Here is a 19051-nt window from a genome sequence, read left to right on the forward strand (position 1 = left end):
TCAACTTAACAGGTTTGCTGTACACCATGACTGAGCCCGCCTCCTCGCCAGATACGTCCACGCAAGCGCCGCACGTGATCACACAACTGCTGCAAAAGCTGGGCATCCACCATGAAGCTCAGCTCGACAGCACTGAACTCCCTGCGGCACAGCGCTTACAAGCTATCCTGCTGGATGATGCTGTAGGCGCACTGCTGGTTCTATACAGCCAAGACCAACTACTGGATCTGGCCCGCCTCACTGAACTGACCGGACGGCACCTCACCGTCATCAAAGCTGAACGACTGGAACGCATGCTCGATAAGCATGCCCTTAAAGTACTCCCTGGCATCCCAGCGCTGACCAGCTCCCCCTGCCTGTACGATGAGCGCATCTTGCAACAGCAGGTTCTGTACATTGAGTCAGGCCAGCCCGGCGTGCTGCTGAAAGTCAGCACTGAATCGTTCAAAGCCCTGCTAAGCAAGGCCAGCGCCGCACGTTTTGGCGAGCCTGTGGAAAACATTCGTCTGAATCTGAATCGTCCAGATGATGACCGCGCCGAAATTACTCAGGCCGTGCAGGCGTTTACTGCGCGCCGGATACAGCAGCGTCTCGAAGAGACCATTGAGATTCCACCGCTGGCCAAGACCGCAAAACAGCTTATGAAGCTGCGGGTAAACCCGGATGCAAGCGTCAATGACATCACCAGCGTAGTCGAAACCGACCCCGCCCTGGCCGCTCAGGTCATCAGTTGGGCAGCGTCCCCTTACTATGCAGCCCCCAGCAAAATTCGCTCGGTAGAAGATGCTATCGTCCGTGTACTGGGGTTTGATTTGGTCATCAACCTGGCCCTGGGTCTGGCAATGGACAAATCCCTCAGCCTGCCCAAAGACAGCCCACAGCGCTCAACGCCGTACTGGCAACAAGCGATTTACACTGCGGCCGTCATTGATGGACTGACCCAAGCCCTGCCCCGCGCCCATCGCCCAGAAGCCGGCCTGACCTACCTTGCCGGCCTGCTGCACAACTTCGGCTACCTGGTGCTGGCCCATGTTTTCCCGCCGCATTTCTCCTTGATATGCCGCCACCTGGAAGCCAATCCGCACTTGCATCACAACTATATCGAGCAGCACCTGCTTGGCATCACCCGCGAGCAGATCGGCGCATGGCTTATGCGCCACTGGGACATGCCAGAGGAGATCGTGGCTGCCCTGCGCTTCCAGCAAGACCCAGACTACGACGGTGAATACGCCCTGTTCCCAAATATGACCTGCCTGGCCATACGCCTGCTCAACAACCATGGCATCGGCAGCGGCCCACAGGGTGAAATCCCGCAGAGTCTGTATGACAACCTCGGTATCAGCCGCGAAAAAGCCCTTGAGGCGGTCAGCCGCGTGCTGCACGCGGAGACCGCCCTGCGTGAGCTGGCATCGCAGTTCCAGCTTGGGCATTAAGTGTAAAAACAACAAAGGGCCGTAAGGCCCTTTGTTTATTTGTAACGGCTATAACTTGCTACGACGCTCGGCAAACAGCTGCGGCAGCAATTCCACCGTACCCTTGAGGATGGCTGCAACGGCTGGGTTTTCGTAAATCTCAGCGTATTGCTCAAGCTCATCGCTTGGCTTGTACCGGTAGGCATAGAGCATGAATGACTTAACCGACTCCGAGCTGGACTTACGCAACTCTTCCTCCTGCGTCTTGGTTCGCTCGCTCAAGGTCTTCTCATCAACGGCTTTACCGCGCGCCTTAGTCAACACATAAGCCCGGGTCTTGCCCGTCTCATAGCGCAGCAGCGTAGCCAGATCGGTTGTCCGTGCAGCGTTATCAAGGCGCTGAACCAGCTCGACACGGCTGGCGCGGGGCGGCTTTTCAGCCAGCTGATCCCTGTAGTCGGCGAGGCCATCCAGACTCTCCCCGACTTCGCGCTCAGCCGCAGAAAACCCCTTAGCAAACTCACTCGATAGAAGCTGCTCAGCTTCAGTCAATTGAGCTTGATCCACCGTTTTCGTTAAGCGGCTGGCAAGATCCAAGCACATTGCTTCAGCTGAAAAAACACGCCCTAGCTCAGCCTGCTGCGTGTCACTTAACTCATGCTGAATCAATGGCAGGCTTTGCTCACACAGCAGACTGACGCCTGCCAGTTCGAACACAGGAAGAAACGCTTCTGGTTTGGGCTCCGCAGCCCAAACAGGCGATACCAGCAAAGACAAAGCAATCAACAAAGGGCGCATGGAGAAATCTCATATTGACTGAGCTTGCAGCCTAGCCAAAGCCGAACGCCACGACCACCCTTTGCGTCTCATCTTTGCCGAAAGGCATTCACGCAGCCTTTTTCTCTTCTGGCTTTTTCTTTTTCGGCATCAGGTACTTGGTCAAACCCTGGAACCACATCACCAATGCCGGGTTGCCCTGAATTTGAATGTCTTTGTTCTGGATACCCTGCATGAACGCTAGCTGCTTGTTCTTAGCGGTCATGGTGGCGTAGCCATAGGCTGAGTCTTTAAAACCCAGAGAGAATGCAGGCGCCTCAGCAGAACCACGTTTGCTGGTAATACGCTGATCCTTAACGATGAAGTGGCGAGCGACCTTGCCATCCAGCGTATGCAGCTGGAAGACCATATCTTTATCCACCAACTGCTGTTGAAGCGCAGGGTTGTTACGACTCGACTTAGCCATCAGCCGGCCGAGCATCCACAAAAGAAAACGGAATTTCATGTAAAGCTCCTACAAAGAAATATATCCCATTCTATCGTATTAACGACTCGAAACAGTTGCACTTACACAAAGTATGAAATAGCTAGGCGCATCTGATAAACAGGATAAGAAGGCATCCTCGGCGAGTAAAAATCGAGCGTTTTACCTCAAGCCAATAACAAGGATTTCCCTACAAACAACTCAGGGGATGCTTATTCGTCAAGCTGAGCACCAGATGTAGATTTAGCGTCCCTTCGCACTAATGGGGAGGTGAACTAATGAAAATAGGGAAATCCAATGTCAGTTAAATCTATCAAAGTACTTTCTGTTCTGGCCGCTAGCATGCTGGCAAGTTCTGTAATGGCTAACGACGGCACCTTGAATTTCAGGGGCGAAATTGTTGCTGCATCCTGTGAACTGACAGGTGGTTCGGGAACAGTTGTCGGGGGTGACGCTAGCAACCAGATCATCGACATTGATATGGGTAAAGTGTCTGTTGATTCTATTGCCAACGCCGCAGGCAACGGCAGCATTGCTGCAAGCAAGAACATTAACCTGAATCTGGACTGCGGCGGCACCGGCACTGGCCTGACCTCCGTCAACGTCGCGTTTGACCCTGCGAGTGGCAGCGGTTACGACGCTACCAACAGCGCACTGCTGGCTCTTGAAGCAGGCGGCGCCACAGGTGTCGGCATCGGCCTTTACGACACCAGCAGCAAGCTCATTGATCTCCGTGCAGGCGAGTATTTCACCGCCCCACTGGTTGAAGCAGATGACGGTCAAGGCGGTCTGGCTTATACAGCAGATCTGAATATTCGCGCGTCCTATGTAGCCAACGGCGACGCAACTATCGAGCCGGGCCTGGCTAACGCCACTCTGCCATTCACCATTACTTACCAGTAAGTAAGTTTGGGGGCTACGGCCCCCACCTCTAATTACGTAATTACATACGGGCTTCGAAATGGACATGCAATTTCTAGGCATGCGCACAGTTATTTTTTGCGCACTATTAGCCATTTCCTTTTATTCACAAGCTGCAGTTACTCTAGGTGGAACACGTTTAATTTTCACAGCCCCAAACAAAGAAGCATCGATACTGGCAAGAAACAATTCAAACACGGACATAATGATCCAGTCATGGATTGATGCAGACAATCCGTCTATAAACACAAATATCCCATTTGCTATTACGCCTTCACTTAGTCGACTTGGAGCTGATAAACAACAGCTTCTGCGAATCTTCTATCAAGGGAAAGGGGCAGATCAAGAACGTGAATCCGTCTACTGGCTAAGCGTACAAGAAATACCCCCAAAACCAGAAAAAGATAACGTATTACAGATTGCGGCCAGACATAAGATAAAAGTTTTTTATCGGCCAACTGGCTTGACAGGTGATCCACTAAGCGCAGCAAAAGAATTGAAGTGGACAATAACCTCAAAAGGATTGGAGGTGAGCAACCCTTCAAAGTTCCATGTGTCTATCGCAAATGCAAAGTTAAAGACCGCAAAAAAAGATTACAGAGTTGACACAGACATGATCCGACCTGGGGAAACTGCCTCATTCGCGATAAAAGGTTGGAGCGGCGACTCTGGAACACTTTCAACCATAGACTTTGAAGTAGTCAACGACTATGGCGGTATAGACAGATTCTCCACGACCCTAAATTAAGCTCCAGCTCAAGCAATAGCATATAGCCAAATACAACTCAGTATCTAGCTGTGCATACACCTGCGCGACTCAAAATGAATAAAGCAAAAGCAATCATAAATAGCAGAGCAAAGATTTCGTACATACTTGCGATTTCGACTACGCCTGCATTTTTATCGCCAACAAACGCACACTCAATCGAGTTCAACCAAAGCTTTATTAAAAACGGAAGCGCAACGGCTATTGAATTAAAATACTTCGAAACTGAAAGTGGTGTGGCACCTGGCAGCTACAACGTAGACATACTAATCAATAACACAGTATGGAAGCGTGATGATTTAGTATTCAAGGAGCAGACTAGCGGAAAAGTACTTCCAGAGTTCAACATAGCCACACTACGCGAAATGGGAGTAGACATCTACCGACTCAAAAGTGACGGATACATATCCTCAGAATTGACCGATGACAGCATATTCGATCTTGAAACAATCCCAAGCGCAGTTATTAGTTTCGATGTTAATAAACTCGAGCTTAGCATAAGCGTTCCACAAATTTACATTTTGCGCACATCAACCACAGTTGACCCTTCACTGTGGGAGGATGGTATAACCGCATTTTATAGCAACTACCAAAGTAACTTTACTAGAAACACAAACGCAAACAACTCCAATGATTATTTGTTTATCGGCCTCCGTAACGGCCTGAATATCGGTGCTTGGCGTTTGCGTAATGAATCTACAATTACAGCAACCTCAGATACCTCAGCTAAATTCAATAGCACTAGGAATTACATCGAGCGTGATATAAGCCGCCTAAAGAGCACCCTATCTCTTGGCGAACTTTATAGCCCTGGAAACATTTTTGATAGCGTTCAATACAGAGGCTTACAACTCGGCACCGACACGTCCATGCTGGCGGCTAACGAAATCGGTTTTGCCCCTACCGTCCACGGTATTGCTAACTCCAATGCAACAGTTGAAATACGCCAGAATAACAACCTAATCTACTCAACCTCTGTACCGCCAGGCGCATTTGAAATTACAGATATTTATCCAAGTGGATCTAACGGCGACTTGGAAGTCACCATTATTGAGTCTGACGGCGAGAAACGAAGCTTTATACAGCCTTACGCATTTTTGCCCGTAATGGTTAGCAAGGGTCAAAAACGCTATAGCCTTGCCATGGGAGAATATGGCAACGGTGATTATTCGGCACCGAACTTTGCTCAAGGCACTTTTGTTTACGGACTGAGTAATGAAATTACGGCCTATGGCGGCACGATTACGGCTGAAGACTACAACGCCATAAACGTAGGTTTAGGGCTCAACACACCAATTGGTGGCATGTCGCTAGATGTAACGAACAGCAACTCCAAAACACCTTCTGACAAAAAAAATGGTCAAAGCGTTCGGTTTCTGTACTCTAAGACATTCAATAGTACTGACACCACATTCACGATGGTGGGATATCGATATTCTACAGAGGAATATCGGACTTTAAGCCAACATGTTGAAGATATGGGTGATTTTGCTAGCGCATCTTACGCTAAACAAAAGAACCGTCTAGACCTCAACATAAACCAAAGCTTGGGTGACAGTGGCACCTTCTTCGTCAGCGCAGGAGAAACCAGTTATTGGAACACGCTTGGGCGCACACGAAAATTCCAAGCTGGTTACAGCGGAAGATTATTTGACGGAAACTTTAGTATATCGCTGTCTCGGACAGAGTCAGCTGACTCAAGCCAGGCAGAGGACAACCAAATATCAGCTACATTTAGTATGCCGCTGGGTAGTTCTAACCGATCACCACGAATTTATACCTCAGCAATCAGCTCAAAAAATAGCGGTGATAATTTTCAGACAGGCATATCTGGATCCGTTGACGATAAAGGAAACCTAAATTACAACGCCCAAGCAACTTACAACGAAGATGACAATACATCCATCAGTCTTGGGTTGAACTGGAACTCTCCGTATGCTTCATTAAACGGCAGTTATTCACAATCCCCAGATAGCAAACATTATAACTTAGGTGCCGCAGGCTCCGTTGTAGTACATAAGCACGGGATCACGCTTGGCCAGCCTGTATCTGATACATTCGCACTGGTTGAAGTACCAAAAGTTAAAGGTGTAGGCATTAATTTATCGTCACAAGCCCATACAGACAGCGCTGGTTTCGTTATCGCAAATTACGTTCAACCTTATCGTCGTAACTGGATAGACCTAGACACTTCAACTATAGGCTCAGACGTTGAACTTGAAGAGACCTCAATACAGGTTATTCCACGGCGCGGTTCTATTGCCCATGCACGCTTTAATGCTGAGACTGGGCGTCGAGTCCAATTTACACTCGCCCTTACAACAGGTGAAGGAATCCCTATGGGCGCAGTGGCTGTAGATCAAGATGGAAAAAATCTAGGCGTTATTGACAACAACTCTCGCTTACTAGCTTTCGGGATAAAAGACACTGGGAAGTTAACAATAAAATGGCAAGATGAGATTTGTGAAGCAACCTACCAATTGCCAGAAAAAACACACGACGTTTTTTATGATGACATACGCGTGACGTGTAGTAATTAAATTTAAGCAGGCAAACAAATGCTATCCAGATTATTACCATTAATAAAATTATTATTTTTAATATTTTTTTCAAAGAATGCTTATGCGATCAACTGCAGTCCAACACCTGCGACATACTTGTCCTTACCAAAACTTATTCAAGAGCACACTGCACCTAGTGTTGGAAAGCCGCTGGGTGATGACAAAAGCCACGCCTCCTATAGCCATTTAGGCTGTGAGATCACACCAGGAATGGGAAAGCTGGAGATATCTATAGATGCACCTCAGGCTCCCTCTATGGCGAAGGGAATATTTGCCAGCCCTATACCCGGCGTAGGTTTTAAAATTAAGGTACACCCAACCGTCGGTCACCACATAGACGGTCAATCAACTTTAAACCTACATAAAAACTGCCAATATGGATTTTTGACGAACAGCACGCATAAATTATGTGATGTAGATTACAACGCAGCAATACCTGGAGAGCCAGTAGTTGTTTGGAACAGCATAACTTATACGTTCTATCAAACATCTCCTGTCATCTCCCCTGGCAGCACTACCCAAAGTAAAATTGGCCAGATCAAGCTCTATAACAGTGATGGAACATATTCTAGTCAGGACTTATTTTTTAACGCATCCACATTGGTTTTAGGCACATGCGACCTTACGACTAAGTCGATTATTATCGACATGCCTCGTGGTGATGCAAAGCATTTCGATGGTATAGGCTCTGCGAGCTCTGAAAGTGGCTCAGAAAAAGCATTTAACATACCACTAAAGTGTAATGCAGGTACGCGAGTAAACCTTCAAATTGATGGTGATGCTGAGGATGCAAGCCTAGGGCTTTTGAAACTTTCTTCTGGCGCTCGCACCGCAAGCGGTGCTGCCATTCAATTACTCCACAAGAACAGCCCAATAAAACTGGGGGAATTATTTTTCATAGACACTGTTAAGACAGCAGGAACCTTCAGAATACCTATGTCGGCACGATACATACAGACTCAAGAACAGATAAAACCCGGAAAGGCCAACAGCACGGCAACCATCACGTTGAAATATCTTTAGTGTAAAGATTCGCCAGAGTACTTAAGTTATTTAAAGGCATATTCTTTCTTGGGCCAGATATTAGCTTATTCAGAGCCCGAGTATTTCTTGAGCCTACATTAAAAAGAAAAGCCCCCTTTCGGGGGCTCTTCTTGATAGGGTTCCGCGGAAGCCAGAGCGCGCTCTTAGTTCACCGCGTCTTTCAGCGACTTACCGGGCTTGAAGGCAACAGTGTTACTGGCCTTGATCTTCACCGGCTGACCGGTTTGTGGATTTTTGCCGGTACGGGCACCGCGATGACGCTGCACGAATGTGCCGAACCCAACCAGGGTAACGCTGTCTTTGCGATGCAGTGCTTTAGTGATTTCATCGAGTACTGCATTGAGTACGCGATTTGCCTGATCTTTGGTCAGATCCGCTTTTTCAGCGATAGCTGCGGCGAGTTCCGGTTTACGCATAAGTGCCTCTTACGTTTTTGTTGTTGTGTCCGGGGCTGCTCTGTTCGAGCAGATACCAAATGCCGCGACGACCACCTCCTGCGGCAGACGCGTGGAGAATGGCACGGCCGCACCCAATCGCGCTAGCCTTGTCTGACAATTAAACGAAACAAAAATAAGACACATCTGACATTTCGCGTGACTTCTATGCCAAAACGGGTGGCAACAGCCGATTCAGCTGCAATCGCTCCTGCACGTAAGCCCCGGTCAATGCATACCCAAGCAGGCTCCCATCAGGCCCGTGACAGAGCGCTTTGGTGTCTGCGCCACTGCCTTCAATCTGCCAGATACCGCTGTCACCAACCGGTGGAGAAACAACCAAAGGGCACACTGGTGTTTTAACGGTGATGGGCATTGGCCCATATTTAACCTCTGTCGGTGTGCCTGTAAGGGTCTGTGCCAGCGCCCGCACGCCTGCCATCAGTGGCATGACATAAAGCAAATTGATGCCATCCACTTCGGCGCAGTCGCCCAGTGCATAAATATTGTCGTGGGTGGTGCGCAACTGCCGATCGACCACGATCCCACGATTGACCCGCAAGCTCGCCATTGATGCCAACTCAATACGCGGGCGCAGCCCTACGGCGGACAGCACAGCATCGCATTTCAGCTCAGAACCATCTGACAGCTCGGCCAGCAAACCATCGCCATCCTTTCTCAGCGACGCCAAGACGCAGCCCAAGTGGAACTTCGCACCCGCCCCTTCCAGCGCTTGCTGGACAGCCGTGGCGGCAGCCGGTGGGATCAGCCCCGGCATCACTTGATCGCTCGGCGCCACCAGCTCAGCCCCATAGCCCCCCAGCATGAGGTCGTTGGCAAACTCACAGCCAATCAGGCCCGCGCCGAGGATCAGGACATTACGCTTACCAGCGATGGCCTGGCGGAAGCGGTCATAATCCTCCAGGTCATTGACTGAAAACACCTTGTCAGCCGTATCTCCGGGGATCGGCAAACGGATGACCTCCGCCCCCACAGTCAGAACGAGGTCACGGTAGCGCACGGACTCTTCGCCGATCCAAATACGCCGGTGCTCAGGCTCGATGGCCGTGACACGGGTATGGGTGCGGACTTCAGCTTTGAGCTGTTCGGCCATCGCGCCGGGCTCAGCCATGGTCAGGCCATCTGCATCCTTGCCTTTAGCAAAACCGGTGGAAAGCATCGGCTTGGAATATGAGCGCCCGTCGTCGGCGGTAATCAATAGCAGAGGCGTTTCACTGTCCAGCTTACGAAACTCGCGGGCCAGGTTATAGCCGGCCAAACCGGTACCAACGATTACCAATGGATCGCTCATGATGCAGTTCTCTTGGCGCAGCCAGGCAGCAGCGCATTGCAATTGTTTGATACAGACAGGGCTGATGCACCTGCCAAGAAATACCGAAGTATGCCCGCCTTATAAGCAAAGCGGCGACCGAAGTCGCCGCTCAGTGTTTCCGCAGAGCAGATCAGGCAATCTCGATCATCTCGAAATCGCTTTTACCCACACCGCAGTCCGGGCACAGCCAATCTTCAGGAACGTCCTGCCAGGCGGTGCCGGGGGCAATACCATCATCTGGCCAGCCTTGGCTCTCGTCATAAATCAGTCCGCAGACTACACATTGCCACTTTTTCATATCAACCTCAGGCCGATCACAGCGCTTTTGCGCCGCGAAACTACCGCATCACGCCCCTTGCGCCAAGTTGTGATGCGATGAATAACAGTGTTGAAAGGCCAACCAAAGTCGAGAAGCCAGAACATTCAGTTCAGCCCGGAGGCCGCCCCCCAGTCCGGCAGCGTGCTAGACTCGGCCATCTGTTCCCCTATCGAAAGTGCGCTCGTGCCCCACGCTTCTGCTTATGCCGCCCCTGTCTGGCTGACCTGCACAGAGCTGCAGCCACAGCCGGATGCCGTCGTCTACGACTGGTTGTTCAACGAAGACTCCCTGACCCGCAGGCTAACCCGCCAGTCTGTTAATCACTTCAGCGTGACACCTCTGTCAGAAGGTTGGCAGACGCTGCGGGATGATGAGTGCGCAGCCCTTGGTGTAGCCCCTGGCAGTGAAGGCTGGGTGCGCGAGGTTTACCTGCTCGGCCACCAACAGCCTTGGGTATTTGCCCGCAGCGTGGCAGCCCGACAGGCTTTGCAGGACTCAGATCTGGACATGGAACAACTAGGCACCCGCTCCCTCGGTGAGCTGCTGTTCAGCAACCCCGCCTTTGATCGCGGCGAGCTTCAGGTCTGTCGCTACCCTGAGCAATGGCTGCCAACTGAGTACCGCATAAAAGACCTGTGGGGCCGCCGCTCCTGCTTCACCCGTGGCACATTAGGCGTGCTCGTGGCGGAAGTCTTTCTGCCACAGTTCTGGCACGAGCTGGCGCGCAGTCCAGCGCCGAGCACCTGATCATCCGTATAATCTGCCGGCTTAGTCTGGAGACCTGACCGATGTATACCCGCCTGCTGCAATCGCTCAACCGTGTACATCCCCGCGCGTGGGATTTTGTGCAGTTGATGCGCCTGGAAAAGCCCATCGGCATTTACCTGCTGCTGTGGCCAACTTTGTGGGCGCTGTGGGTAGCGGCAGAGGGTGTGCCTAGCGTTAAAAATCTGTTTATTTTCGTTGTGGGCGTGCTGCTGATGCGTGCCGCTGGTTGTGTGATCAATGACTTTGCGGATCGCAAAGTAGACGGTCATGTTGCCCGTACCAAAGCCCGCCCACTGGCCAGCGGTAAAGTAACCTCCAAAGAAGCACTCACGCTGTTTGCCATCCTCATCGTGCTGAGCTTTATCCTCGTGCTGTTCACCAACAGCACCACCATCTGGCTCTCGTTTGGCGGCCTGGCGCTGGCGGCCTGCTACCCCTTTATGAAGCGCTATACCTATTACCCGCAGGTGGTGTTGGGTGCTGCATTCTCATGGGGTATGCCAATGGCATTTACCGCAGAAACCGGCAGCCTGCCGCCGGAGGCCTGGCTGCTGTATATCGCCAACCTGCTGTGGACCGTAGCCTACGATACCTATTACGCCATGGCCGACCGTGACGACGACCTGAAGATCGGGGTGAAGTCCACGGCCATCCTGTTCGGCGATGCTGACCGCATCATTATCCTCACCCTGCAAGCCCTCGCCCTCGGCTGCCTGCTGCTGGCAGCAGCACGCTTCGAACTGGGTCTGTACTTCCACCTGAGCTTACTGGTCGCAGCGGGCTGTTTCATTTGGGAGTTCATCGTCACCCGCAAGCGCGAGCCGATGGTGTGTTTTAAGGCCTTCCTGCATAACCACTGGGCAGGTTTAGCCATCCTCATCGGCCTCATTCTGGATTACGCCTTGCGCTGACCGTCAGAGCCTGCAGACTGTGAAAATCTACTTGTCACATAGCTGCAATAATTTCGTTATCTAATGCTGCGTATACAGCAAGATGACCCGAGGCTTGATTAATGGTTGGCAAGAACATCCTGATCGTCGATGACGAAGCACCGATCCGTGAAATGATCGCCGTGGCCCTGGAGATGGCCGGGTATGAGTGCTTAGAGGCGGAGAATACTCAGCAGGCACACGCCATTATCGTTGACCGCAAACCGGACCTGATTCTGCTCGACTGGATGCTGCCAGGCACCAGCGGCATTGAACTGGCCCGCCGCCTGAAGCGTGATGAGCTGACTAACGACATCCCAATCATCATGCTCACCGCCAAAGGCGAAGAGGACAACAAGATCCAAGGATTGGAAGTAGGCGCAGACGACTACATCACCAAACCGTTCTCGCCACGTGAACTGGTTGCTCGCCTCAAGGCCGTACTGCGCCGTGCAGGTCCTGCTGACAGCGAAGGCCCGATTGAGGTGGGCGGCCTGTTGTTAGATCCCGTCAGCCACCGCGTCACCATCGATGGTAAACCTGCGGAGATGGGCCCGACTGAATACCGTCTGCTGCAATTCTTCATGACCCACCAAGAGCGTGCCTATACCCGTGGTCAACTGCTTGATCAGGTATGGGGCGGAAACGTCTATGTTGAAGAGCGCACGGTGGATGTCCATATCCGCCGCCTGCGTAAAGCACTGGGCGAAGCCTATGAGAACCTGGTCCAGACTGTGCGCGGTACAGGCTATCGTTTCTCTACCAAAAGCTGAGTCACTCACGGACGAATGAAGACGAATTGGCGAGAGATATGAATTGAACCGAGACTGGCGCACAGCACTAATACGTCATTGCCTGTTACTGATTGCCGCCTGCCTCCTGCTCGGAGTGATTACTGGTGAGTACGCCTGGTCGCTGGTTGCAGGACTGACCCTGTATCTGGGTTGGCATCTGAAGCAATTGTTGCGTTTGCACACATGGCTGCTGACTCGCAAACACGACGAAGCGCCCCCTGAGGGGCACGGACTTTGGGGGGAGGTGTTCGACAACATCTACCACCTGCAACGCCGTGATCTGCGGGTGCGTGACCGCTTGCAGGCGGTGATTGACCGCGTGCAGGAATCCACTGCCGCCCTGCGCGATGCAGTGATCATGCTCGACCGTGACGGCAACTTGGAGTGGTGGAATATCGCTGCCGAGAAACTGCTGGGACTGAAAACGCCTCAAGACAGTGGCCAGCAAATCACCAACCTAGTCCGTGACCCGCGTTTTATCGAGTATTTTGAAGGGCACAACTACAACGAGCCACTGGAGTTGCCCTCTCCCATCAGCGACCGTGTGCGCCTGCAATACCACATTACTCAGTACGGTAACCGCGAACACCTGATGTTAGTACGTGACGTCACCCGCCTGTACCAGCTGGAGCAGATGCGTAAAGACTTCGTCGCCAACGTTTCCCATGAGCTACGCACACCGCTGACGGTGATTGCGGGCTACCTGGAGACGCTGCTGGATAATGTTGAAAACGTTAACCCGCGCTGGCTCCGTGCCTTGCAGCAAATGCAACAACAGGGCGGGCGCATGCAGAACCTGCTGAACGACCTGCTACTGCTGGCCAAACTTGAAGCCACCGATTACCCGTCGGACAACCAGCCGGTTGCTGTCGACCTGCTGTTGCTGAGCATTAAGGGAGACGCACAGGCCTTGTCCGGTGAGCGCAATCATCGCATCACCCTGGAAGCCGATAGCAGTATCAAGCTCAAGGGCAGTGAAGCTGAGCTGCGCAGTGCCTTCTCCAATTTGATCTTCAATGCGGTTAAGTACACACCCGATGCGGGCGAAGTTCATGTGCGATGGTGGGCAGACGATCAAGGCGCCCATCTGAGCGTGCGTGACACAGGCATTGGTATTGATGAAAAACACCTGCCGCGTCTGACCGAACGCTTCTACCGAGTCGACTCCAGCCGTGCCAGCAATACCGGCGGTACAGGGTTAGGTCTGGCCATCGTCAAGCATGTGTTGCTGCGTCACCGCGGCAAGATGGAGATAACCAGCGTGCTCGGCAAAGGCAGTGTCTTCACCTGCCACTTTCCCAACCAACAAGTGAACCGGCGCGGCCAATAACAGGCCGCGCACTTGAAAAATCTCTCAGGCAGCGCCACCCTTTAAGGCCCAATGGCCAATTGACTCCGTTATGGACCCCTCTTCTAGCGTTACCGTAAGCAACTATTTTGCCGATTTCGGCCTTCTATTATTCGCCCTTTTCCTGGTTCTGCTTAACGGCTTCTTCGTTGCCGCTGAGTTCGCCATGGTCAAGCTGCGCTCTACCAAAGTGGAAACCCTGGCAGCCCAAAACGGCTGGCGCGGCCACATCTTGCGTACAGTGCACAATCAGCTAGATGCCTACCTGTCAGCCTGCCAGTTGGGTATCACGCTGGCCTCGCTTGGGCTTGGCTGGGTCGGCGAGCCCGCCTTTGCTCATCTGCTGGAGCCACTGATGGCGGCCATCGGCATCGAATCTCAGCAGGTTATCCATGGCGTCTCATTCATCACGGCCTTCTTCATCATTTCCTACCTGCACATTGTGGTCGGTGAGCTGGCGCCAAAGTCATGGGCAATCCGCAAGCCTGAGTTGCTCTCGCTGTGGACTGCCGTCCCGCTTTATCTGTTCTACTGGCTGATGTATCCGGCGATTTTCCTGCTTAACGCCAGCGCCAACGCTATTTTGCGCATTGCCGGCCAAGGTGAGCCTGGGGCCAACAACGAGCACCCTTACAGCCGTGATGAACTCAAGCTGATCCTGCACTCCAGCCGCGCAAGCGACCCAAATGATCAGGACATGCGCGTTGTCGCCTCCGCTGTGGAGCTGGGCGAGCTGGAAGTGGTGGACTGGGCCAACTCCCGGGAAGACCTGATCTCACTGCCACTCAATGCCAAGCTTGATGAAGTGTTCAGCGTTTTCCGCCGCCACAAATACAGCCGCTACCCCATTTACGATGAAGACACACACGAGTATGTGGGCGTGCTGCATATCAAGGACCTGCTGCTGCAACTGTCCCTTCTGGAAATGCTGCCGTCGGCCTTGAGCCTAAGTGATTTAATGCACCCGATTGAGCGGGTTAACCGGCATATGCCGCTATCCGATCTGCTGGAGCAATTCCGCCAAGGCAGCACACACTTTGCGCTGGTAGAAGAAGCCGACGGCAAAGTGATTGGCTACCTGACAATGGAAGACGTGTTGGAAGCGCTGGTGGGCGACATTCAGGACGAACACCGCAAGGCCGAACGCGGCATCCTTGCCTATCAACCCGGAAAATTGCTGGTCCGGGGTGATACACCGCTGGCCAAAGTCGAACGCCTGTTGGGCGTAGACCTCGACCACGTTGAGGCCGAAACACTTGCCGGCTTGATCTACGACTCCCTCAACCGCATGCCGGAGGAGGAGGAAGTAGTGGAAACCGAGGGCCTGCGTATCATCGTGAAAAAGATGAAAGGCCCGAAAGTGGTCTTGGCCAAAGTGCTCAAGCTGAGCTGATTGACGCTAAGGCCGGAACCTATCCGGCCTTACTCACCACCGACAGCAAAGTTCGGCAGGCTGTTTACCGGCTGAGCAAAATCAAAAGGAATCGACTCCAGGGCAAACCCCACATTGCGCTGCACCACAAAGTGCAGGTGTGGGCCGGTGCTATTACCGGTATTGCCCGAACGGCCGAGCATGGTGCCGGTACTGACCCGTGAGCCCTCTGCTACTGCCACGGAGCCGCGCATCAAGTGCAGATAAACGCCCATGGTGCCGTCGTCATGGAGAATGCGCACAAAGTTACCGGCCGGGTTATTCCCCCGCCCGCTCTGGTTATTCTCGGTCTTTACCACCACGCCTCCCCGTGCGGCGACAATGGGCGTGCCTTCCGGCATGGCAATATCAATCGCATAACGGCCTTTGGGGGTGAAGTGGCTGTACTTGCCATTGGCACCCTGCGTCAGGCGGAATGGGCCTCCACGCCATGGCAGCGGGTAGACCTGTTGGGATGGCTGTAAGCGTGGATCGCCCATGACGTAACGCAGTCTTGGCTTATAGCGCATGGGCTGGGACGCATCCCGCGGCGCCAGGGTCGCCAAGCGAATGTGACTGCGTGGCGGTAGAACCCACGTAATCGGCTTATCCGGAGCACCGGCAACGTTATTCAGCTCTTCCAAACTCAGCTCAACCTGCACAGGTGCAAACAGATCATTGCGCACCAGCAGGGTTTCGCCCGCCACATGCTTCTTGGTTTCGAGTTTGACCTGCTGATCGAGACGCTCAACCATGCGGTCGCGGAACACGAAGACTTGCGCCCCCGGCGCCGCCTGGTCGGAATAGGTCACCACACCGTTGGCATCGGTGTATTTGTAGATGGTCAATGCGGCGGCCTGAGCAGCCAGGCTCATGGCGCCGCATAACAGTATCAGTCGCCCTAGCATCGTGATCGGATCTTCTGACGTGTCCGGATGCGCAGATTAGCAGCCGATGCCTGATCGTGCCACGCCCCTTGGGTAAACGGGTGGTATCAGGGCGTCAGGCTCCCGGTGTGAAATGCTTTTGTGCACTGCCACGGGCAATCAGCCGAGAGATGTAGTCCAGCTTCTGCGGGTCCTGATCGACAAACTTGAAAGTCAGCTGCAGCCACTCGCTGTCAGGCTTCGGCTCCAAAGCCGCAATAGCATGCAGGTAACCGTTAAGGCGTGCCGTTTCGGCCGCTTCACCCTGCTCCAGATCCAGCACAGCACTGTCGAGCACCGGCGGTAGCACTTCACCGCGCTTGATGACCAACAAAGCCTCCTTAAGGCTGAGCGCTTTGATCACACAGGCGAGATTGGCTCCCGATGACAAACGCAGACGCCCCTGACCTCGGCCCGTCGGGGCACTGCTCGTGGCGGGCGCGCTGCTGACAGACTCTACTGGCTGAGTGTTACGCACGGGCGTGGCAGGCGCCTTCTTGATGACTTCCGCCTTGCCCCCCGTCAACGCCGCCAGCGAATCGTTAGCCATAGCACCGGAACTGAGAATCTTCGGCGCGTTGCTGGCAGCCATGGCCTGTAGCTTGCCGGTACGATTCAGGGCTTTTTTGACTTTGGTGATCAGTTGCTCGTTGGAGAAGGGCTTGCCGATGTAATCCGATACACCTGCCTGGATGGCCTGAACGACGTTCTCTTTATCGCCACGGCTGGTGACCATGATAAAGGGCGTGGACTTATGCATTTCCTGCCCACGACACCAGCTGAGCAATTCCAGGCCGGACATTTCCGGCATTTCCCAGTCACACAGGATCAAATCGACAGATTGACGGGTCAGCAGCATCTGGGCCTTACGGCCATTCACTGCCTCATCAATCTGGATTCCGGGGAAATGATCACGCAACCCTTTTTTAACCAGATCGCGGATAAAGGTGGCGTCATCCACCACCAGCACACTGACTTTGCTCATTGGCCACTCCTGCTTAGCTGGGCATAAGCATAGTCATGGCGGATGGCCAATGGCCAACAGAAATGCACATATAGATGAAATACGTGCATGACTGCGGGCCAGAGCAGTGGCTGATCAGTCAGCCTTACCTGGCCCCTGAACCTCTTCTTTCATGCGGGCCAGGCCAAGGTGTTTCACATCGGTACCGCGCACCAGGTAAATCACCAGCTCAGCGATATTACGGGCATGATCACCGATGCGCTCCAGCGAACGCAGTACCCAGATGATGCTCAGCACCCGCGAAATAGCCCGTGGGTCTTCCATCATGTAAGTCACCAGCTCACGCAACGCCGTCTTGTATTCACGGTCGACAGTTTTGTCATACTGCGCCACAGAGAGGGCCAGATCAGCGTCAAAACGAGCAAAGGCATCCAGTGCTTCCTGGACCATTTTGCGTACCTGATCGCCAATATGGCGCACCTCAACGTAACCGCGCGGGGCCTCGCCTTCTTCACACAGCTGAATAGCGCGCTTGGCGATTTTGGTCGCTTCGTCACCGATGCGCTCCAGGTCGATCACCGACTTGGACACACTGATAATCAGACGCAAGTCAGACGCCGCAGGCTGACGACGGGCCAGAATGCGCACGCACTCTTCGTCGATGTTGCGCTCCATCTGATTGATCTGGTCATCAATCTCACGCACCTGCTGGGCCAAACCGGAGTCGGCATCAATCAGCGCGGTGACCGCATCATTTACCTGCTTCTCAACCAGACCACCCATGGCCAGCAGATGGCTACGCACCTCCTCCAGCTCGGCGTTGAACTGCTGGGAGATGTGCTGGGTAAGGTTCTCTTTGTTGATCATTTTGAAACCCTTGATTAACCGTTTACTGACCAGTGTTTAATGGGCCTTGGATGAGCGTGTTGGGCAAGAAGGCGGGACGCAGACAGTACAATGAGTACGGCAAGTCCCGCCGCCGCAGCCCAGCGCGCTCAGACATGCCCATTAGCCGTAACGGCCGGTGATGTAGTCTTCAGTCTGCTTCTTGGCCGGATTGGTGAACAGCGTATCTGTGTCGCCAAACTCAATCAGTTTGCCCATGTACATGAACGCGGTGTAGTCAGAAACCCGCGCCGCTTGCTGCATGTTGTGGGTCACGATGACGATGGTGTACTTGGACTTCAGCTCGTAGATCAGCTCTTCCACTTTCAGGGTGGAGATCGGGTCGAGTGCCGAGCATGGCTCATCGAGCAGCAGCACTTCTGGCTGTACCGCGACGGTGCGGGCGATCACCAGACGCTGCTGCTGACCACCGGACAGGCCCAGCGCCGAGTCGTGCAGACGGTCTTTCACCTCGTCCCACAGGGCAGCACTTTTCAGCGACCACTCAACCGCCTCATCCAGCACACGGCGCTGGTTGATGCCTTGAATACGCAGGCCGTAGACCACGTTTTCGTAGATGCTTTTCGGGAACGGGTTAGGCTTCTGGAACACCATACCGACACGACGACGCAGCTCGGCAACATCTTCGCCTTTGCGGTAGATGTTGGTGCCGTCGATATTGATCTCGCCTTCGACACGGCAACCGTCAACCAGATCATTCATGCGGTTGAAGGTACGCAGCAGCGTGGACTTACCGCAGCCGGACGGGCCGATGAAGGCGGTGACGCGCTGCTTCGGAATGCTCATTTTGACGTCGAACAGCGCCTGTTTTTCGCCGTAGTACAGGTTCAGGCCCGGTACATCGATGGCTACGCTTTCCTTGCTCAGGTCCAGCCCCTGGCGCTCGCGGCCCAGTGCGGAGATGTCGATACCGTGGGTTTGTGCTTCGAGTTGCATGGAATGCTCCCTCGTTAA

19 protein-coding genes are annotated in these 19051 nt (G+C 53.3%); 10 read left to right on the forward strand and 9 right to left on the reverse strand.

The genetic code is table 11. From position 1 onward, the window contains the following. The first annotated feature begins 26 nt into the window (after positions 1-26). Positions 27-1433, forward strand: coding sequence for an HDOD domain-containing protein (locus WG219_20595; protein ID WXL25664.1), 1407 nt, complete (start codon positions 27-29; stop codon positions 1431-1433). A 48-nt stretch (positions 1434-1481) separates the two neighbouring features. Here the strand turns inward: WG219_20595 and WG219_20600 are convergent, their stop codons facing one another. Then, complete coding sequence (locus tag WG219_20600; protein ID WXL25665.1) at positions 1482-2210, reverse strand: hypothetical protein; 729 nt, start codon at positions 2208-2210, stop codon at positions 1482-1484. A gap of 88 nt (positions 2211-2298) precedes the next feature. Then, positions 2299-2694, reverse strand: a complete 396-nt coding sequence (locus WG219_20605; protein ID WXL25666.1) for a helicase — start codon at positions 2692-2694, stop codon at positions 2299-2301. Between the two features lie 276 nt (positions 2695-2970). Between WG219_20605 and WG219_20610 the strand changes: the two genes are divergently transcribed. From WG219_20610 to WG219_20625, 4 genes are all read left to right on the forward strand, one after another. Continuing rightward, positions 2971-3576 carry a fimbrial protein gene (locus WG219_20610; GenBank protein WXL25667.1) on the forward strand — a complete coding sequence of 202 codons (606 nt, stop codon included), beginning with the start codon at positions 2971-2973 and terminating at the stop codon, positions 3574-3576. Between the two features lie 58 nt (positions 3577-3634). Continuing rightward, positions 3635-4342, forward strand: a complete 708-nt coding sequence (locus tag WG219_20615; protein ID WXL25668.1) for a molecular chaperone — start codon at positions 3635-3637, stop codon at positions 4340-4342. Positions 4343-4416: 74 nt separating this feature from the next. After that, complete coding sequence (locus WG219_20620; GenBank protein ID WXL25669.1) at positions 4417-6900, forward strand: fimbria/pilus outer membrane usher protein; 2484 nt, start codon at positions 4417-4419, stop codon at positions 6898-6900. Between the two features lie 18 nt (positions 6901-6918). Then, a complete protein-coding gene (locus WG219_20625; GenBank protein WXL25670.1) occupies positions 6919-7944 on the forward strand; it encodes a fimbrial protein in 1026 nt (341 codons plus the stop codon). A gap of 164 nt (positions 7945-8108) precedes the next feature. Here WG219_20625 and WG219_20630 read toward each other — a convergent pair whose 3' ends face one another. From WG219_20630 to WG219_20640, 3 genes are all read right to left on the reverse strand, one after another. After that, the gene (locus WG219_20630; protein WXL25671.1) at positions 8109-8381 is read right to left on the reverse strand and encodes an HU family DNA-binding protein; all 273 of its coding nucleotides are present in this window, start codon (positions 8379-8381) and stop codon (positions 8109-8111) included. Between the two features lie 184 nt (positions 8382-8565). Further along, complete coding sequence (locus WG219_20635) at positions 8566-9711, reverse strand: FAD-dependent oxidoreductase (GenBank protein ID WXL25672.1); 1146 nt, start codon at positions 9709-9711, stop codon at positions 8566-8568. A gap of 151 nt (positions 9712-9862) precedes the next feature. Further along, positions 9863-10030, reverse strand: a complete 168-nt coding sequence (locus WG219_20640; protein WXL25673.1) for a rubredoxin — start codon at positions 10028-10030, stop codon at positions 9863-9865. A 204-nt stretch (positions 10031-10234) separates the two neighbouring features. Here WG219_20640 and WG219_20645 point away from each other — a divergent pair, with 204 nt between their 5' ends. The 5 genes from WG219_20645 to WG219_20665 all read left to right on the forward strand — a co-directional run bounded on the left by WG219_20645 (position 10235) and on the right by WG219_20665 (position 15283). After that, positions 10235-10798, forward strand: coding sequence for a chorismate lyase (locus tag WG219_20645; GenBank protein ID WXL25674.1), 564 nt, complete (start codon positions 10235-10237; stop codon positions 10796-10798). Between the two features lie 41 nt (positions 10799-10839). After that, positions 10840-11730, forward strand: a complete 891-nt coding sequence (ubiA, locus tag WG219_20650) for a 4-hydroxybenzoate octaprenyltransferase (protein ID WXL25675.1) — start codon at positions 10840-10842, stop codon at positions 11728-11730. A 101-nt stretch (positions 11731-11831) separates the two neighbouring features. Then, a complete protein-coding gene (phoB, locus tag WG219_20655; protein WXL25676.1) occupies positions 11832-12521 on the forward strand; it encodes a phosphate regulon transcriptional regulator PhoB in 690 nt (229 codons plus the stop codon). Positions 12522-12564: 43 nt separating this feature from the next. Further along, positions 12565-13872 (forward strand): phosphate regulon sensor histidine kinase PhoR, encoded by a 1308-nt coding sequence (gene phoR / locus WG219_20660; protein ID WXL25677.1) that lies wholly within the window; start codon positions 12565-12567, stop codon positions 13870-13872. 70 nt (positions 13873-13942) lie between these two features. Further along, positions 13943-15283: a hemolysin family protein gene (locus WG219_20665; GenBank protein WXL25678.1), complete on the forward strand. Its 1341-nt coding sequence runs from the start codon at positions 13943-13945 to the stop codon at positions 15281-15283. A gap of 29 nt (positions 15284-15312) precedes the next feature. On the opposite strand, the gene WG219_20670 is transcribed toward WG219_20665, so the two are convergent. The 4 genes from WG219_20670 to pstB form a co-directional block, all read right to left on the reverse strand. Continuing rightward, entirely contained in the window at positions 15313-16209 is an 897-nt protein-coding gene (locus WG219_20670) for a peptidoglycan DD-metalloendopeptidase family protein (protein ID WXL25679.1), read from the reverse strand. Positions 16210-16303: 94 nt separating this feature from the next. Next, entirely contained in the window at positions 16304-17212 is a 909-nt protein-coding gene (locus WG219_20675; protein WXL25680.1) for a response regulator, read from the reverse strand. Positions 17213-17326: 114 nt separating this feature from the next. Next, the gene (gene phoU, locus WG219_20680; GenBank protein ID WXL25681.1) at positions 17327-18058 is read right to left on the reverse strand and encodes a phosphate signaling complex protein PhoU; all 732 of its coding nucleotides are present in this window, start codon (positions 18056-18058) and stop codon (positions 17327-17329) included. 141 nt (positions 18059-18199) lie between these two features. Beyond that, entirely contained in the window at positions 18200-19033 is an 834-nt protein-coding gene (gene pstB / locus WG219_20685; protein ID WXL25682.1) for a phosphate ABC transporter ATP-binding protein PstB, read from the reverse strand. Positions 19034-19051: the final 18 nt, after the last annotated feature.

The organism is Pseudomonas mendocina (assembly GCA_037482215.1).
GTDB lineage: Bacteria > Pseudomonadota > Gammaproteobacteria > Pseudomonadales > Pseudomonadaceae > Aquipseudomonas > Aquipseudomonas mendocina_E.

Bases quoted from the DNA above. Each gene is read 5' to 3' on its own strand.
- WG219_20670 (WXL25679.1), bottom strand. From the start codon at position 16,209: ATGCTAGGGCGACTGATACTGTTATGCGGCGCCATGAGCCTGGCTGCT.
- WG219_20605 (WXL25666.1), bottom strand. From the start codon at position 2,694: ATGAAATTCCGTTTTCTTTTGTGGATGCTCGGCCGGCTGATGGCTAAG.
- WG219_20640 (WXL25673.1), bottom strand. From the start codon at position 10,030: ATGAAAAAGTGGCAATGTGTAGTCTGCGGACTGATTTATGACGAGAGC.
- WG219_20610 (WXL25667.1), top strand. From the start codon at position 2,971: ATGTCAGTTAAATCTATCAAAGTACTTTCTGTTCTGGCCGCTAGCATG.
- WG219_20600 (WXL25665.1), bottom strand. From the start codon at position 2,210: ATGCGCCCTTTGTTGATTGCTTTGTCTTTGCTGGTATCGCCTGTTTGG.
- WG219_20665 (WXL25678.1), top strand. From the start codon at position 13,943: ATGGACCCCTCTTCTAGCGTTACCGTAAGCAACTATTTTGCCGATTTC.
- phoU (WXL25681.1), bottom strand. From the start codon at position 18,058: ATGATCAACAAAGAGAACCTTACCCAGCACATCTCCCAGCAGTTCAAC.
- phoB (WXL25676.1), top strand. From the start codon at position 11,832: ATGGTTGGCAAGAACATCCTGATCGTCGATGACGAAGCACCGATCCGT.
- WG219_20630 (WXL25671.1), bottom strand. From the start codon at position 8,381: ATGCGTAAACCGGAACTCGCCGCAGCTATCGCTGAAAAAGCGGATCTG.
- WG219_20675 (WXL25680.1), bottom strand. From the start codon at position 17,212: ATGAGCAAAGTCAGTGTGCTGGTGGTGGATGACGCCACCTTTATCCGC.
- WG219_20620 (WXL25669.1), top strand. From the start codon at position 4,417: ATGAATAAAGCAAAAGCAATCATAAATAGCAGAGCAAAGATTTCGTAC.
- WG219_20625 (WXL25670.1), top strand. From the start codon at position 6,919: ATGCTATCCAGATTATTACCATTAATAAAATTATTATTTTTAATATTT.
- pstB (WXL25682.1), bottom strand. From the start codon at position 19,033: ATGCAACTCGAAGCACAAACCCACGGTATCGACATCTCCGCACTGGGC.
- WG219_20635 (WXL25672.1), bottom strand. From the start codon at position 9,711: ATGAGCGATCCATTGGTAATCGTTGGTACCGGTTTGGCCGGCTATAAC.
- WG219_20595 (WXL25664.1), top strand. From the start codon at position 27: ATGACTGAGCCCGCCTCCTCGCCAGATACGTCCACGCAAGCGCCGCAC.
- ubiA (WXL25675.1), top strand. From the start codon at position 10,840: ATGTATACCCGCCTGCTGCAATCGCTCAACCGTGTACATCCCCGCGCG.
- WG219_20615 (WXL25668.1), top strand. From the start codon at position 3,635: ATGGACATGCAATTTCTAGGCATGCGCACAGTTATTTTTTGCGCACTA.